The organism is Paenibacillus assamensis DSM 18201 (genome assembly GCF_000422445.1).
GTDB lineage: Bacteria > Bacillota > Bacilli > Paenibacillales > Paenibacillaceae > Paenibacillus_B > Paenibacillus_B assamensis.
The window spans coordinates 647,125-664,437 of sequence record NZ_AULU01000003.1 but is presented as its reverse complement, the minus strand read 5'-3'; the positions used below and the strand labels follow the sequence as shown (position 1 = coordinate 664,437).

Genomic DNA, 17,313 nt, shown 5'->3' with positions numbered 1-17,313 from the left:
TTCCAGATCTCAAAGGAGGTCGTACCATCTTATATGTCTAGAGTCGTATTTTTTGGAGTTGATCTGCACGGGCATGTGAATCCAACGCTAGGTTTAATTCACAAGTTGATTGAGAGAGGCGAAGAGGTCATTTATTACTGTAGTGATCCATTTCGTGAAAAAATTGAACAAACGGGAGCTTCATTCCGCAGTTATCGAGGTTTGCTTAGCTTTGAAATGCATAAAGGCAGCGGCATCGAGACGCTTCTTGTATTTGCGGACTTTCTTATGGATAAATGCCGGGTATTAGTTGAGGAACTACAGGAAGAAGTTTCTCAACTGCAGCCAGATTATATTATTCATGACAGCTTCTGCTTGTGGGGCAAGGAGTTCGCGGCCAAGTTGCAAATTCCGGGAATTGCTGTATTCGCGAACTTCCCATTTATCGATGAGATGGCTCAGAAGGATCCATCGTTCTTTATGGAGTACGTGCTTCTCGCTGCGGACGATCCACTTTATCTCAAACATAAAGGGAAGCATGATGTGTATCGCAAGCTGCTGGACAAGTTGGCACGTGTTATATCGCTCAAATATGGGAAGCCGTCGCTTAATGTAATGAATGATATTTTTTGCAGCAAAGAAAAGTTAAATCTATTGTTCACATCTCGCGAATTTCAAATTCATGAGGAAGTGTTTGACAATACCCATTTATTCGCAGGCTACGACATTTATCCTAGATTGGAACCGATAGATTTCCCTTTCGAGCGGTTAAATGATAGACCACTTGTCTACATTGCTTTTGGAACGATCTTGAATCATTTGTCCGAACTGTATGAGACTTGCTTCAAAGCATTTGGTGATAGCCCGTATCAAGTGGTGATGTCGATTGGTATGCATACCGATCCAACAGCATTCAGCGCTGTTCCAGATAATTTTATTGTTAGGTCGTATGTGCCACAGTTGGAACTCTTGCGTCGGGCCGATGCGTTTGTTACACACGGTGGAGCGAATAGCATTTATGAATCAATTTGCAATCGCGTGCCGATGGTCGTTCTGCCTCAAACATTCGATGAATTTATGGGAGCATTAATGGTTGAACGGTCAGGTGCCGGCATCTACATGCGCAATCATGAAGCGAGTACGGACGAGCTGCGAGACGCAGTGGAACAAGTATTATGGAATACACATTATCGAGACAATTGTAAGCGTGTCGAGCAGTCCTTTGAGGCCACTGGCGGCTTAGATCATGCTGTTAATGAAATCATCCAATTTGCGAAGCAGAAGGTGTGCCATGTGTAATGTGAAAAGGCTGCTATTATCGATTAGTTTGATTGTTATGTTAAGTGTAAGCACAGTAGGTTCAGTTGCAGCGGCTGCGACAGCAGCTTCAACAATTGGTGCTGCAACGATCAGTAATATTGATGCTTACGTGGAAGAAATGATGGATAAATCGAAAATACCTGGGATGTCAGTTGTCATCGTTAAAGGTGGGGAAACGGTTTATCAAAAAGGGTTTGGCTACGCGGATGTCGACAAAGAGCTGCCTGTTCGACCAGAGACATTGTTTGAGCTTGGCTCTACGAGTAAGGCCTATACAGCACTAGCATTCATTCAGATGGAAGAGCAAGGACTTGTGAATCTAGAAGATCCAGTAACGAAGTATCTCCCTTGGTTGGAGACAACGTACGAAGGCAAGCCTGCTCCTATCCGGTTGAAGCATTTGCTGTATCATACAAGCGGCATTCCGTTTAAAAGTATCAGTGATATTCCTATTGCTGAGGATGCTGAAGCACTTGAAGCCACAGTGCGTACTCAGATTGGGCAGAAGCTCGACGATGAACCCGGTGAAACGTATTCGTATGCAACGATTAACTATGATGTGCTGGGTCTAATTATTCAACAACAATCAGGCATGACCTATGAGGCGTATATCAAGCAGCATGTACTAGCTCCGCTGAAACTTAGTGACACGTACTTGTTCCGTGAGGAAGCAGCAGCAAATGGAGAATTGGCTCAAGGCTACAAATATAACATGCTGCGTGCAGCAGCTTATGATGCGCCTATGTATAGAGGTAACACACCCGCAGGTTATGTTATTTCCAATTCGCTAGATGTGGCAGCATGGCTCAAAATTCAAATGGGCACGGTGCCTGAAGCGAAAAGTTTTGAGAAATGGCTCATTCGCGCTCATGAACCGGATCGTTCTGTATCGCCTGCTGGAGATGGTTCTTCCTACGCTGGTGGTTGGAGTGTGTACCAGAATGGAACGGGGATGCTAGCGCATGCAGGTGCTAATCCCAATTATTCGTCCTACTTTGCCGTTCGTCCGCATGATGGATATGGTGTAGCTGTGCTTACCAACATGAATTCTCCCTACACGAGCACTACGGCACAAGGCATTATGAACATGATGCTCGACAAGGAAGTACCAGAGCCTGGAAGTGATATGTACAAAAGTATCGATATGATTTCCTCTGTCGTACTGTTATTAACGACGCCAGTTGTCTTGTTAGTTCTATGGCTGACGAGTAAAGCCATCTGGCAGGCCGTTCGAGGCAATCGTCGCTATGTTGGTCGCCACGCGACTACGATTGTAGGATTCTCGATATTCGCGGCATTTATGGTAGGGCTTGCATACTGTTTTTATCAAATTCCGAGTACTTTATTTTGGGGCGTGGACTGGGCATTTGTTCGAGTTTGGGCACCTAATACGCTTATATACGCTGTTGTTTCCATGTATACAACGATGTTCCTGTTCGGACTCTACTTCCTGTTTACGACTGTGTTTCCTAAATCCGATGACCGCTCCTTTTTTGCGATTACGCTGCTTAGTGTCGCAAGCGGCTTTGGTAATGCCTTAATCATATTTATCGTCAATGAAACATTGAATCGGGATATTGAGAAGTTTCAGAGCGGGTTGTTTGTCTATTTTGTACTCGGTATCGCAATCTACGTCTTCGGGCAGAAGTTGGTCCGTACTCGTTTGGTCCGCATCGCAAATGACATGGTATATGAGAAAAGAATGGAATTGCTTGGGAAAATATTAAATACGTCGTATCAGAGAATTGAAGGGGTAGAAGAAGGGAAAATTCCTGCTTCACTCAATAACGATACAGAGACGATATCCGGCTTCTCCAATATTGTAATCACAGGAGCTACTAGCTTAGTCACCTTAATCAGCTGCTTTGTGTACATGGGCATGATTAGCCCGATGGGCGTGCTCATGGCGATAGGATTTATCGTAGTGGCTGCTGGCTTGCATTATTTTATAGGGTTAAAAGCCAACCAGCTATGGGAGCAGACACGTGACATTCAGAACGTATTTTTCCGATTTATTAGCGATCTGACAGGTGGGGTTAAAGAGCTAAGCCTTAATAAAGACAAGCGAACAGATTTCCAACAAGATATGCAGGAAAACTGCCATACCTATCGTGTGAAGCGGATTGGCGGGGATCTCAAGTTCGCAAATGTAAACGTCATTGGAGAGTTGCTATTTACATTCGTCATTGGTGCAGTCGTCTTCTTGTTCCCGTTGTTGTTTAATGATTTAAAGGTCAGTACGCTGCGCAATTACGTATTCGTCCTGCTCTATATGACAGGGCCGGTACACGGGATTCTAGGTACGATCCCCAACTTGTTCCGCGTGCGAATCAGTTGGAATCGCATTAACGAGCTGTCGAAGGAGCTTGATTCCATTCAGGAAGCTGAGAAGCAAGCAGCATCGAGCTTGGAAGCTAACGAGCCTGTAGAGATTAAGCTGCAGGCAGTCGAGTATCACTATGGAAATAGCGAAGGAGAGAGATTTGCGGTAGGTCCGATTGATTGCTCATTCCGCACAGGCGAGATTACTTTCATTACTGGGGGCAATGGCAGTGGCAAATCGACCTTGGCGAAATTAATTACGGGGCTTTATGAGCCTGTACAGGGCGGCATAACGATCAATGGCCAGTCTATCGCACCAAGAGATCTTAGCCAGCAGTTTTCAGCCATATTCAGCGACTTTTATTTATTCGATAAGCTGTATGGTGTTCCGTACTCCACGAAACAGTCGGAAATCGCTTATTACCTGAATGTTCTTCATTTGCAGGATAAGGTGGAAATCCGTGACGGAGCGTTAAATACGACCAAATTGTCAACAGGTCAACGCAAGCGTCTGGCGCTGCTCATTAGTTATTTGGAGGATCGACCGATTTGCTTGTTTGATGAGTGGGCAGCAGATCAAGATCCGGAGTACCGAGCATTTTTCTATCACACGTTATTGCCTGAGTTGAAACAGCGAGGTAAATGCATCATTGCGATTACACATGATGATCGATATTTCCATATGGCAGATCAAGTAATCAAGATGGAGCTTGGGCAAGTCGTACAGATCGTGCAGAACGAAGAGAATAGAGAACTTGTTTATTCTGAAAAAGGTTAAACGAGTAAATGGTCCAGCATGAGAGGATGTGGCTGTATGGGAGAGACGAAGTCCAATCTATTGGATAGGGAAAATGTCGAGGATATCATTGCATTGACGCCGATGCAGGAAGGCCTGCTGTTCCATTATCGAAGCGACAAAGACAAGGGGCATTACACGCAGCAATTTTCGATGCGCCTAGTAGGCAATTGTTCCGTTGAACGATACAAGCAGGCATGGCAAGCAGTTGCTCGCGCCAACGATGTGCTGCGGACGATCTATCGGTGGGAGAAGCTGGAGAAGCCCGTTCAAATCGTATTGAAAGAGAAGGAAATACCGATTGAGGTGCATGATTTCTCTTCTTATCCGAGAGCATATGCGGAGACTCTTGTTGCCGAACTGAAAGCGAAAGATCGTCATCAGGAGCTAGATATTGGAGTTTCACCGCTTCGAATCGGACTATGCTTGCTGGATAGTGAAACAAGCGAAACGATACTAACTTGGCATCATATTTTATTGGACGGTTGGAGCAACGGAATATTGCTCAAAGCGTTTATGCAAGCTTATCAAGCGCTCTGTGACGGGACGGATATACGGTTCAACAGCGAATCTATCAAAACCCCGTTTAAGCACTATGTACAGCTGCAACAGCGTCAAGACAAGGGGATACAACAGCAATATTGGGAGCAAGAGCTGGCTGGTTGGCAAGAGCGGACTCGATTAGTAGAACCGTCAGAATTGCTATTTGATCGAGATGATAGGGAAGGAACTGGTCATAGCAACTCCCGTTATAAGTTAGATGTTTCTGTCCAGACGGCACAACAAATGCATCGATATACACAGCAGCATAAAGTGACTTTGGCCGCGCTCTTGTACACCACTTGGGGCCTGCTGCTCGGACGCTATTGTCAGACCGAAGATGTGCTGTTTGGTACAACGGTGTCAGGCAGACCACCAGAACTGGCTGGTGTGGAAGAGATGATTGGTTTGTTTATTAATACAATTCCACTTCGGATGCGTTGGCAGTCCGATGAGCTAGCCAGCCAAGTCGTTAAAGCGGTCGATGAACAAGTAAGACGAAGAGTAGATGTGGAGCTAACACCGCTAGTTGATATTCATGCTTATAGTGGTGCTGATCATTACGAGCCATTGTTTAACACGATTATGGTTATTGAAAATTATCCGCTAGATAAGAGTATCGGGCAAACGGGAGCTTTGCAAATCGAGCATTACGAAATGGAAGAATCGACGCATTACGGGATGACAATTGGTGTGCAACTGCTTGGTAATGGGGACATAGAGTTGGAGTTTGCTTATGATGCGAGCTGCTTCTCAGCGGCTATGGTCGAGCGGCTAGCTGGTCACTTTAAGCGAATTGTAGAGCAGGTTTGTGAGAATAGTGAGCTGCGTATTAGCGAAATTGGACTCTTGAATGGACAAGAGCGAGAACAACTGCTGCATACGTTCAACTCCAAGCCAGTACCTGCAAGTAACACCGAGCATGAAGAAGCTGACATTTTGCAGGTTCGGTTTGAACGAATAGTGGCACAGTTTCCTGATCGCATTGCCATTAGATGCGGGGAACGTAGCTATACATTTGCCGAAATGAATGCGGCAGCGAACCGCCTTGCACACCGACTGAGCGATCTTGGTGTATGTGTGGATGAACCTATCGCCATCTGGCTGGAACGTTCAGAGCAGCTCATTATTGCTTTATTGGCTGTGCTAAAGACGGGGGCAGCTTATGTCCCTATCGATTATGAATACGCACCAGGTCGGATTAATCAGATATTGGAAGATTGCCAAGCAACGAAGTTAGTCGCTGCAGATGATCGGCTGCCAGACTCTATTACATTTACGGGGACGATTGTGAATGTACATGGACAAAACGATGATCGTGCTCAGTCATCGATGCCGGAGAGAAATGAAGAGAGCAACCTCCCTCATAGGAACAAGTCGGGCGACGCGGCTTACATTCTCTATACATCGGGTACGACTGGTACGCCGAAAGGGGTCGTTATCGAGCATCGCAACTTGCTAGTTTATGTAGACGCCTTTCAACACGAGTTTCAATTGACTGAGAACGATATATGTTTGATGCAAGCTTCGTTTTCCTTTGATCAATTCGTCGAGGAAGCGTATCCGGTATTACTCGTAGGCGGTCATGTTGTGATAGCTAACAAGATGGATGTTATCGACATTCCTAAGTTGATTCAACTAATCGATAATTATCAAATTACGCTCATTTCAGTTTCTCCGTTGCTGCTGAATGAGCTAAATACACGGGGAGGCATGGATAGCGTCAAAACCTTCATTAGTGGTGGAGACGTATTGAAGCCCGAATATATATCGTCTTTGTCAGGCAAAGCGAATATTTACAATACGTATGGTCCTACAGAAGCAACGGTATGCGCGACCTATCATCGGTATTCGTCTGTTGATTTAGCCCGGGGAAGCATTCCGATAGGCAAACCGATACTCAATTATCGTGTGTATGTGCTTGATCGTTACGGGCACCCTGTGCCGATAGGTGTGCCCGGGGAGATATGTATCGCTGGAGCGGGTGTGGCTCGCGGCTATTTGAACAGAGCTGAACTGACCGCTCGCTACTTTGCTGAAGATCCGTTCTACGCGGATGAGCGCATGTATCGTACCGGGGATGTAGGGATGTGGATGTCGGATGGAAGCTTGCAGTATGTAGGCAGAAATGATCATCAAGTGAAAATTCGTGGTTATCGTGTCGAGCTAGGTGATATCGAGCATTGCCTGCTGACCCATCCAGCGGTTGACGGGGCAGTTGTACTTGCACATCAAGATGAACATGGCATGATGTCGCTGGCTGCGTATGTAAAGACGAGTGAGACGATTACCGCTAATGAGCTGCGAGAGGCAATGGCTCTAAGTATACCAGCCTATATGATTCCTGCTTCTTTCTATCATATTGAGAACATCCCGAAGACATCGAACAACAAATTGGACCGCAAAGCTTTATTGCAAGTTTCTACGCGGTTGCCTAATGAGCATGCAGGTCATTCGATGAGGGATCACGATGCCAGTGAGACAGAGCAGAACATTCGTCGTGTATGGCAAGAAGTGTTGAAGCTGGAGCATATCGGGCTGCATGATCATTTCTTTGACCTAGGGGGCAACTCCATCTTGCTTATGCAACTGCATGCCAAGCTGGAGAAAGAGTACGCATGGGGGATCGCGATTGTAGATTTGTTCACGTATTCGACGGTTGCTAGATTAGCGAAATGGATAGACGAAAGGCAATCGGGGAGTGAACGCGACGATGATGCTCTGCGTATCGACTATCAACAGCTGCCTGCAGATGTTTTCCATCGTAAATGGCATGGTACTGGGATAGGAATTGTCCGATTCCACCTTCAATCCAATCTCCGTGAACAGGTCATTGCAATAGCCGAGGGTGCGCAAGTGTCTTCGTTTGATGTACTTGCGGGAATCGTGTTGTATCTGTTCAGCGAGTGGAATGAGAAGCCTGATGCCTCCATTCAATGCTTGCAAGATGGTGGGGAGCAGGTAATTTCCTTGTCGATCGACATGGGGGAAATTAGCGGGTTTGAAGAACTGTTTCACTATATACACGAAGCACAAGTTAGCGGTGCGGTAGGTCATTATGCGATTCGTTCAATTACATCCGAACAGTTGAAGAAGGCGGAAGACGAAATATTGCCGCTCGTCTACGATCAGCAGGACATGGAGATCGATTCGACCTTGTTAGAGTCTTACGATATGGCTTGGGGGATAGACGATCAGGATGAAGAGCAACTATCTATATCGATCAAATTCAACGACAAGCGGATGAAAAAAGAAGCCATTCAAATGCTGGCTAACGGTTATGTTGATCTGCTGCGTCAATTGGCGGCAAGTCGTGTCATGTCGTGATGTCGTGATGTCGTGATGTCGTGAAAGGAGTACGTGAATGAGAAAGCTTGCGCTTCTATTTCCAGGTCAAGGCTCGCAATATGTCGGGATGGGCAAAGAACTGCTTGAGCGCTCGGCAACGGCAAGGTCCGTATTTGAAGAAGCGAATGAAGTATTGGGGTTCGATCTGCAGCAAATAATCGCCGCAGGAAGCCCGGAGGAGTTAACTCGAACGGAGTACGCGCAGCCTGCACTGCTTACGGTAAGTGTCGCTGCGTATCGAGTGTATATGGAGGAGATTGGTGTAGTGCCTGCTTATGCAGCAGGTCATAGCTTGGGCGAATTCTCGGCACTAACTTGTGCAGGAGTCCTATCATTTCCTGATGCGTTGAGGTTGGTCCGGCGCCGTGGACAATTGATGCAGGAAGCTGCTGCTGAAGAGACAGGTGCGATGTGTGCCGTTATTGGCAGCAGTCGGGAGCGCATAGAAGCAGTGTGTGTGCAGGCGTCAAGTTCAGATGAACGAATGGTCGTCGTCTCTAATTACAATTCGTCGGAGCAGTTGGTCATTTCGGGGCATCGTCTGGCCGTTGAGGAAGCAGCTCGTACATTGGAATCTGATGGAGCCCGCATCTCGTTTCTAAAAGTGAGTGCTCCCTTTCATAGTCCGTTGATGCACTCGGCTGCTGCCAAGTTTAGAGAGGAGCTTGTTGCCTGCACATTTGGTTCATTCGAATACCCAGTTGTAGCGAACGTTACAGGCAAGCCCTACGAATCGCCAGCGCAGATCACAAGCTGTCTAACACAGCAACTTACGGCTCCTGTGCGTTGGGATTTGACGATGCAGGAATTGTGCGATGGCGGGGTTTCCATAGCGGTCGAACTTGGGGCGAAGCGGGTGTTGACACAATTTATGAAATCAGATGCCAAGTCGATTGTGTGCTATTCCTACGAAAAAGCAGCGGAGCTTGATCTACTGCGGCAGGAATTGGCACCAGATCTGTTGGAGCAGACTCGTCGACTAGCGGCCAACAATGTTGTGACAAGATGTCTGGCAGCTGCTGTATGCACAAGAAACCGCAATTGGGATTTGGAAGAGTATGAACAGGGGTTTGTGGCACCGTACAAGCAAGTACAGCGATTGCAAGAGCAATTAGATGAAACAGGGGCTCCGCCAACTGAAGCTCAGATGAGAGAAGCGTTAGAATTGCTGAAGCAGATGTTCATAACGAAGAGAGTGCCTGAACAGGAGCAGCGAGAACGATTGGTTGATATTTTGATGCAGACGGGGACAACATCGTTATTTTCTAACATGCTTGCTCATCCGGAGCAGTTGCATGTGTAGGAGTATTGTTGACTGTGGTGAATGCTTGATGATGTATGGAGGTGATCAAGGTGGATTTTCAATCAATCAAGTTGAACCGTAAGTCTGTTGCTGTACCTGAAGATGATGTTTCCTTTGATCAGACTTCGAATGCCAATCAGGATATCGCCATTATCGGAATTGCATTGAAGCTGCCGTTAGCGGATACCGTGGATCAATTCGCAAGCAATTTAGAGATGGGAAGGGATTGTGTCAGGCCGCTCCCACAATTGCGTAAGCAGGACACGGACTTGTACTTCAAGCGAATGGGTATGAATCCTGAGGAGGTCGCCTATGGAGAGGCTGCGTACCTAACGGATATCGATAAGTTTGATTACCCGTTCTTCAAGTTGTCTCCGAAGGAAGCAAGCTTACTCGATCCGAATCAACGGCTGTTTCTACAAACGGCGTGGAAAGCCATTGAAGATGCTGGATACAGCGGTGGGAAGCTTGCGGGCAGCCGGACAGGTGTATACGTTGGCTATGGATCGGATCCGGACTATTTGCAGCTCATTCGCCAAGTAGAGCCAGAAGCTGTATCGCTATCCATGACTGGGAATGTAAGACCGATTATCGCCAGTCGATTATCTTATTTGATGGATTTAAGGGGCCCAAGCTTGCTTGTGGATACAACATGCTCCTCTTCTCTAGTCGCTGTTCACTTGGCTTGTCAGGCTATTCGCAACGGGGAGTGCGACGCGGCTATCGTAGGCGGCATTCAACTTCATTTGATACCCGTGCGGGAGTATGAGGTTGGAATCGAATCATCAACTTCCCGAGCGCGAACATTCGATAATGATGCCGATGGTACCGGAACAGGAGAAGGTGTCGTAGCGATGGTAATCAAGCCGCTTGATCAAGCGCAGGAAGCTCGCGATCATATCTACGCGATTATCAAGTCGAGCGCGATGAGCCAAGACGGAGGCGGTTCTGCTGGTATTACCGCTCCGAATGCAGAAGCGCAAGAGGCTGTCATTGTTGATGCATGGAAGCGAGCAGGTATTGACCCAGAGACGATTGGGTACATCGAGACACATGGAACAGGAACGAAGCTCGGGGATCCAATCGAGCATAAAGGGCTTGAGCGAGCGTTCCGACGATTTACAGATAAACGTCAGTTCTGTGCAATAGGAGCGCTTAAAAGCAACATCGGTCATTTAGACAATACAGCCGGTATTGCGGGCTTGCTAAAAGCGGTGATGTCTCTTAAGCATAAGCGCATCTATCCAACGCTGCATTTTGACAGGCCAAATCAAGTTATTGATTTTGCAAATTCTCCGGTATATGTGAATGACAAGTTGATGGAATGGGAGAGTTCTCCTACGCCGCGCAGATGCGGAGTGAGTTCCTTTGGTATAAGTGGGACGAACTGCCACGTTATTTTGGAAGAGGCTCCAGAAGGTAAGCATGTGGTGAAATCGGATAAGCCTCACTATCATTTGTTTCTACTGTCTGCCCAGTCGGAGTCTGCCTTGAAAGCGTATGTGGAGTCTAGCATTCAATTTATTGAGCAAAATCCTTCGGTCAACGTGGGTGATCTTTGCTTCTCCCTTAGTACAGGAAGGGGGCATTACCGCTATAGACTTGCTATTGCGGCAACCGGTGCTGAGGAAGTGTTGGAGGAGCTTGTACGATTCAACAAGATCGGCTTTGCATCCTTTATGAATCAACAGGAAGCTGAGCTTAGCGGTTACATGTATGCTGATTATATCGAACGAGTCGAGCGTAATAGCTCGCAATGGACAACGATGCATTCCAACATTGCATCGCTGGTAGCTTCATTTATCCAGTCGGATAAAAATGATCGGGAGCTCTGTGGTGAATTAGGCAAGCTTTATGTGCAGGGGGCCAACTATAATTGGGAGCAGTTGTATAGGAAAGAGCGTAGAAAGCGGATTAGTTTCCCTACGTATCCATTTGATCCTTATCGTTGTTGGGTTAAGTTGGACAATAGCAGCTTGGACGAGGCCTCTTCCGTTCGTAAGGTGAATGGTGATAGATCAAATGCTGTGAACGAGCAGCTGAGTCATAGGAATGGGCATGGGTATGAGAATACGGATGAGGAGCATTCAAGTAGTTTCTATCATCATCGTATTTGGCGTCCTGAGCCCTTAAGCAATAGCAGTCAAACAATAGGGAAGCAGACGAATATCGTGTTGTTCCACAATGAAGGTCAAGCAGCAGCAGCTTCGTTAGTCCGTCGCTGGGAAGATGCAAGTGCATCCGTCATCCAAGTGGTAATGGGCGAGCAGTATGAGCGGAGGGACGCGCTCAGTTACGTCATACGTGATGAGGCGCAAGATTATGAGCAGCTTCTGCTAGATATGGCAGATGTCTCGTTTACTCATATCGTAGACCTGCGTTATATACACAAGCACGGGCAAGCAGACCATGCAGAGGTGGAGGCGCATGAGCAAGTATTGGATCAGACGATGTATAGATTTTATCGTCTAGCACATGCGCTAACACGTCGATCAAGCAACGAGCCGCTAAACATGATAGTTTTGTCGCAATATGCTGACGAAGTTGTAGCAGATCAAGCGCGAATACAGCCAGAGCAATCGGCTATGATCGGGCTCAGCAAGGCGATTGGTTGGGAGAATCCCCATATCCGCCTGCGTTGGATCGATCTGGACGAGGGAACAGATGCAACGGATGTTATCGAGTCAGAGCTTGGGACGGAATCTAATGAATTCTGGACATCGTATCGCGATGGCCAGCGTTATGTAGAACGAGTGGATGTGCTTCATGTGGATAAGAGGCATCTTGTCAGTCAATCTGTGCATATCGATGCTGATGGCGTATATGTCATTACGGGGGGGCTTGGCAGCATTGGCTTGCTTATTGCCGCACATCTTGCCACAGAAGCGAAAGGGAACATTCATCTTGCTCTGTTGGGAAGAACGCTGTTGCCTCCGCGGGAGCAGTGGTCTGCTATCGAGCATGAAGGTAAAGAACGATGGAGCATTCGAGCAATAAGAGCGATTCGTGAAATGGAAGCACGGGGGACGCAGGTTGAATTCATTCGTGCAGATACGGCAGATGAAGGGCAAATAAGTAAGGCTATAACAGAGCTGCGGCAGAGATATGGAAGAATTGCAGGGGTCGTGCATGCTGCTGGTTTAGCAGAGGGGAACGTTATTAGCCAATTAAATACAACTGAGTTGAGATCGATTGTTGCCGCGAAGACAACGGGTACCTGGTTATTGGATCACTTAACAAGGGCAGATAAGCCGGACTTCTTCGTCTTATTCTCATCAGCGATAACGCTAGTTGGAGGAATCGGCTCAGGTCCCTATACGGCGGGGAATGCCTATTTGGATGGATATTCAGCTTTCCGCAATCGATTGGGCTTGAGGACATTGACCATAAACTGGCCTGCGTGGAAGCAGATTGGCGTATCTGAGGATGACGATGCCGATGAATCCAAGGAAATGTTCTGTCTCATGTCAGCGGAGCAAGGAGTGCAAGCTTTTCAAGAGCTGCTTCAGTCATCTGTTGCAAATGGGGAGACCGGAACCGAAAATGTGACCGACTCTATGTCTGCACACGTATCGATCCGGCAAGCCATTGTAGGCTATTGGAATCACCAAAGTGGATTATTCGCTTTAGGTGATCGGCTGCCTTTCCGTCAATCTGAGCAGGTTCAACACGAACGACTGCTGGCGAGTTCTACGCAAGGTGGGGAGAAATCTTCAAGAAGTGCTTCGGGCAATCGGAATACAGCAGCAGAAGCAGCAAATACAGCCGGATGGAATGAAGTACCCAGCACGTATAGTGAAATTGAGGGAGTCGTCATACGGGCATGGAAGCGGGTGCTTGGATACGAGGAACTGGATGTACACGCGAATTTCTTCGAAATTGGAGGAGATTCGATACTCATCACAAGAGTGCATCGGGCTATCGATGAAGTGTTTCCAAGCCTAATCACGATCTCGGATTTGTTCTCCTATCCAACCGTAGCACGAATAACTAGCCATCTGCATGCGGTTATTACGAGTAGGGCTGCGACGAGCGACTTGCGGTTGAACACATTAGATTCAAAGGGAGAGGCACTAGGAATAGCAGTGCGAAGGTTGGAATCTAGCCAGCAGGACCCGTTTGACGAGGTGATTCTAGACATGTTTGGTCGAATGAAACACGGCGAATTATCGGTAAAGGATGCGGTTCGACGATTTCGTGAGCTGGAGGTAACTAATGGATAATCTAGCGAGCCAAATATTCGAGCAAGTTGGTGCGGGACGATTGGATGAAGAAGTAGCTTTGCAGTTGCTTCGGACGTTGAAGCAAGAGGCTTCAGGAACGAAGGACATTGCAATTATTGGGCTTTCCTTAAAAATGCCTGGTGCGAGTAACATCGAGCAATTTTGGGACAACCTGGAGCAAGGCCGCGACTTCATCGGACCGCTGCCTTCGTCGAGGCAGCGAGATAGTCTATCGTTTGTTCGAGCGTTCACGCCGTTAAGTGAAGAGGAAGTGCGCTTTAGTTATGGCGGCTATTTGGAGAATATTGATAAGTTCGATTACGGATTTTTCAATTTATCTCCTAAGGAAGCTGCCTTAATGGACCCCAACCAGCGGTTGTTCTTGCAAACCGCATGGGAAGCGATTGAAGACGCTGGTTATGGTGGCAAACGCATTCAAGGCAGCAAGACAGGCATTTATCTCGGATATGCGGATTGGCCTGTATATGGCCAGTATATTACGAAGCATCAGCCATCTCATATTCCGATGGCGAGTACGGGAAATACGCCTTCGATTATGGTTGGTCGTATTGCTTACTTACTTGATTTGCAAGGTCCTGCGCTGCTTGTGGACACGGCATGTTCCTCTTCCTTAGTAGCTGTTCATCTTGCATGTACAGCGATACGCAACGGGGAGTGCGATATGGCGATCGCAGGCGGAGTCAAGGTGATGCTAATGCCTGTAGACGGCTTGTTCGAAATTGGAATTGAATCTTCCCATCGAAAGACGAGTGCGTTCGATGACAGTTCTGACGGCACGATGTGGGGAGAAGGCACGGTTGCTGTGCTGCTTAAGCCGCTGGATCAAGCTATACGGGATCGAGATCCGATCCATGCTGTCATTCGAGGCAGTGCTACGAATCAAGATGGCATGTCTGTTGGTCTGACTGCACCTAATGCAGCTTCGCAGGAGAGATTGCTCATTCGAGCTTGGGAGGATGCAGGCGTCCATCCAGATACGATCGGCTATATCGAAGCGCATGGGACCGGAACGAAGCTAGGCGATCCGATAGAAGTAGACGGGATTGGAAGAGCGTTCAGCAGCTATACGAGCCGAAGGCAATTTTGCGCCATAGGTTCAGTTAAGACCAACATTGGCCATTTAGACGCAGCCTCAGGTGTTGCAGGACTAGCGAAAGCTATCGCTGCACTCAAGTATAAGAAGCTGCCGTCTACACTGCATTTTACGAAACCGAACCGAAATATTCCCTTTGAACGTTCACCGCTCTACGTGAATGATCGCTTGGCAGATTGGGAGACAGATGAAGGTACTCCGCGAAGATGCGGCGTGAGTTCATTTGGGTTCAGTGGGACGAACTGTCATCTCGTCTTGGAAGAAGCGCCTGTGAGGATCGATGAAACGGTTCAAGGCCATATGAATGATGATGGAGTCGATAGCTTAATCATCATATCAGCCAAGACCAAACCGTCCTTAGAACGTCTCATTTTGTCCTATGTCACTGAGCTGCCTAAGCTAGATGGGAGCTTTGAAGATATTTGTTATACAGCGAATACAGGCAGAGGACATTACAGCTGTAGATTGGCCGTTATTGCGAGCAGCAAGTCCGACTTGCTGAACAAGCTGCAAACGATAGCGGAACATGGCTTGCAGCACAATGTGAAGAACGGCATCTATTACGATGAACATCGAATCGCAAGCGGACGCCGAGAAGTACGGCAGCATACGGAGCGAACTTCTGATGAATGGAGAGTCCTCAATGAGGCTGCGCAGAAACTGATCGTACAAGCTGCTGATAGTGGCACGCTGGTGCGGAGTCAACTAGAGCAGCTTGCTGAGCACATTGTACAGGGTGTTGAAGTGGACTGGGAACGGTTCTACGAAGGGCGCCATCGTAGGAAGCTGCACCTTCCTGTATATAGCTTTGAACCATCAAGATGCTGGATTGATCCAGCCGCTGACATCTATAAGGCTTGGTCAGCAACTGAAGCGAATGCAGCCGGATGCAGCAAAGAAACGAGTTCGATTCCGTCATTGTCTTCTACGCATACTTCCATGACACTTACACCTCGTTTACATGGAAAGACGGACGGAAAGTATACCCCAACAGAAATAAAGCTGGCCCAATTGTGGGAACAACTGCTAGGTGTTGAAGACATCAATGTAGATGATGATTTCTTCGAGCTTGGAGGCAATTCCATTTTAGCAATACGCTTGGAAGTGGAGCTAGAGCAAGTAGGATTGGCATTTAGCTCGGAGCAGCTATACCAATATTCCACGATTCGTGAAGCTGCGGCTTGCTTGGAGCAACAGACAGGTGAAGCTATGCCCGTGGATGTGGATGATTCGGTACAGCAGGTAAGTAGCGAGCGGCTGGCCATGGCAGATGATGTCGCAGCTAGCGAACGATCTAGCAGCTCTATGTTCGTGGAGGAAGCTGACTTAGATTCAATGTACAACTCGGATACGTTTATATTGCCAGACATGGAGCCATTTAACGATTTATACTACCGCAATTGTTTCTACAATTCCTTTTTCCCAGTAGTTAATCATTTTGGAGGCAGCATACTGCCATTTCTCCTCAATGATGTAATCGGATTCCACCGTAGCGAGCATACAGAAGGTGCTGGTGGATACGAGCTTCGCTACCAAGAAGTTCAGCCGATTGAGACTTTATTTTCACAATTCCATCTAACGGTGCACACGGGCAGCGAATTCACGAACATCACAGAAGAGATCATACAGCGTATCCGTCAAGGGCATCCCGTTATTGTGTGGATAGACAGCTACTATGTACCATTTCGTAAAGATGCGTATCAAAAGCAGCATGTGGATCATACGATTCTCATTTACGGCTGTGATGAACATAGTCAGAAGTTCCATATTTTCGAGCATGATCGACGTGAAAATCTTACGTACAAGCCATGCATGATCGACTATGAGGATCTCGTACGCGCGTGCCGAGGATTCCAAGATCATTTTCAACAACAGGAGCAGCGAGTTGCTTATTACATCACGGAATTCAATCACGGTGCCAGCCCATGGAAGCCCGAGTTGGCAGAGCTTCAACAGTTGTTTGCTAACAACCAGCTTCAGAACCGCCGTCTTCTGGACGAAAGTATAGCCGTGCTGCATCAATTTGTAGGGTGGATCAAAGCAGTCAGTTCTTCAGAAGAGCTTTACAAGCAGGAGATTGAAGTGATCGTTGAGACATTGAATCAAATATTGAACGCCAAGCAAGTAGAAGGCTACCGGCTAACGGCTCTTTACGGAGCTGATGCCGCTGTTGTTGTAGCTCATCAAGCATGTGTGGAGCAGTGGGAGACGATTCGGAAAGGGAGCGTACGCTTTTTGTACGTACCCACTTATCAAATGGATAGGATCGAGGCCATGCATGCCAGACTGGAACGATTATGGGAAGCTGAACAGCAATTTCTGTCGACATTCATGGATCAACTTGAATGCACATGATTACCCAACTAAT

Annotated in this window: 6 protein-coding genes; all 6 read left to right on the top strand. The window is 47.3% G+C overall.

Annotated features, from left to right (window positions below; genetic code table 11):
• The first annotated feature begins 33 nt into the window (after positions 1-33).
• From H580_RS0102845 to H580_RS25335, 6 genes are read left to right on the top strand one after another with little or no spacing between them, the layout of a single operon-like run.
• Entirely contained in the window at positions 34-1,278 is a 1,245-nt protein-coding gene (locus H580_RS0102845; protein ID WP_028593444.1) for a macrolide family glycosyltransferase, read from the top strand.
• Positions 1,271-4,399: a cyclic peptide export ABC transporter gene (locus H580_RS23140; RefSeq protein WP_051217181.1), complete on the top strand. Its 3,129-nt coding sequence runs from the start codon at positions 1,271-1,273 to the stop codon at positions 4,397-4,399. Before H580_RS0102845 ends, H580_RS23140 begins: the two co-directional genes overlap by 8 nt.
• A 36-nt stretch (positions 4,400-4,435) precedes the next feature.
• Positions 4,436-8,284, top strand: a complete 3,849-nt coding sequence (locus H580_RS0102835; protein WP_028593443.1) for a non-ribosomal peptide synthetase — start codon at positions 4,436-4,438, stop codon at positions 8,282-8,284.
• A gap of 37 nt (positions 8,285-8,321) precedes the next feature.
• A complete protein-coding gene (gene fabD, locus H580_RS0102830) occupies positions 8,322-9,608 on the top strand; it encodes an ACP S-malonyltransferase (RefSeq protein WP_028593442.1) in 1,287 nt (428 codons plus the stop codon).
• Positions 9,609-9,658: 50 nt separating this feature from the next.
• Positions 9,659-13,831 carry a type I polyketide synthase gene (locus tag H580_RS25340; RefSeq protein WP_051217180.1) on the top strand — a complete coding sequence of 1,391 codons (4,173 nt, stop codon included), beginning with the start codon at positions 9,659-9,661 and terminating at the stop codon, positions 13,829-13,831.
• Positions 13,824-17,300, top strand: coding sequence for a DUF1839 family protein (locus H580_RS25335; RefSeq protein WP_051217179.1), 3,477 nt, complete (start codon positions 13,824-13,826; stop codon positions 17,298-17,300). Before H580_RS25340 ends, H580_RS25335 begins: the two co-directional genes overlap by 8 nt.
• Positions 17,301-17,313 lie beyond the last annotated feature (13 nt).

Coding starts and splice junctions, on each gene's coding strand:
- H580_RS0102845 (WP_028593444.1), top strand. CDS start 34: ATGTCTAGAGTCGTATTTTTTGGAGTTGATCTGCACGGGCATGTGAAT.
- H580_RS23140 (WP_051217181.1), top strand. CDS start 1,271: ATGTGTAATGTGAAAAGGCTGCTATTATCGATTAGTTTGATTGTTATG.
- H580_RS0102835 (WP_028593443.1), top strand. CDS start 4,436: ATGGGAGAGACGAAGTCCAATCTATTGGATAGGGAAAATGTCGAGGAT.
- fabD (WP_028593442.1), top strand. CDS start 8,322: ATGAGAAAGCTTGCGCTTCTATTTCCAGGTCAAGGCTCGCAATATGTC.
- H580_RS25335 (WP_051217179.1), top strand. CDS start 13,824: ATGGATAATCTAGCGAGCCAAATATTCGAGCAAGTTGGTGCGGGACGA.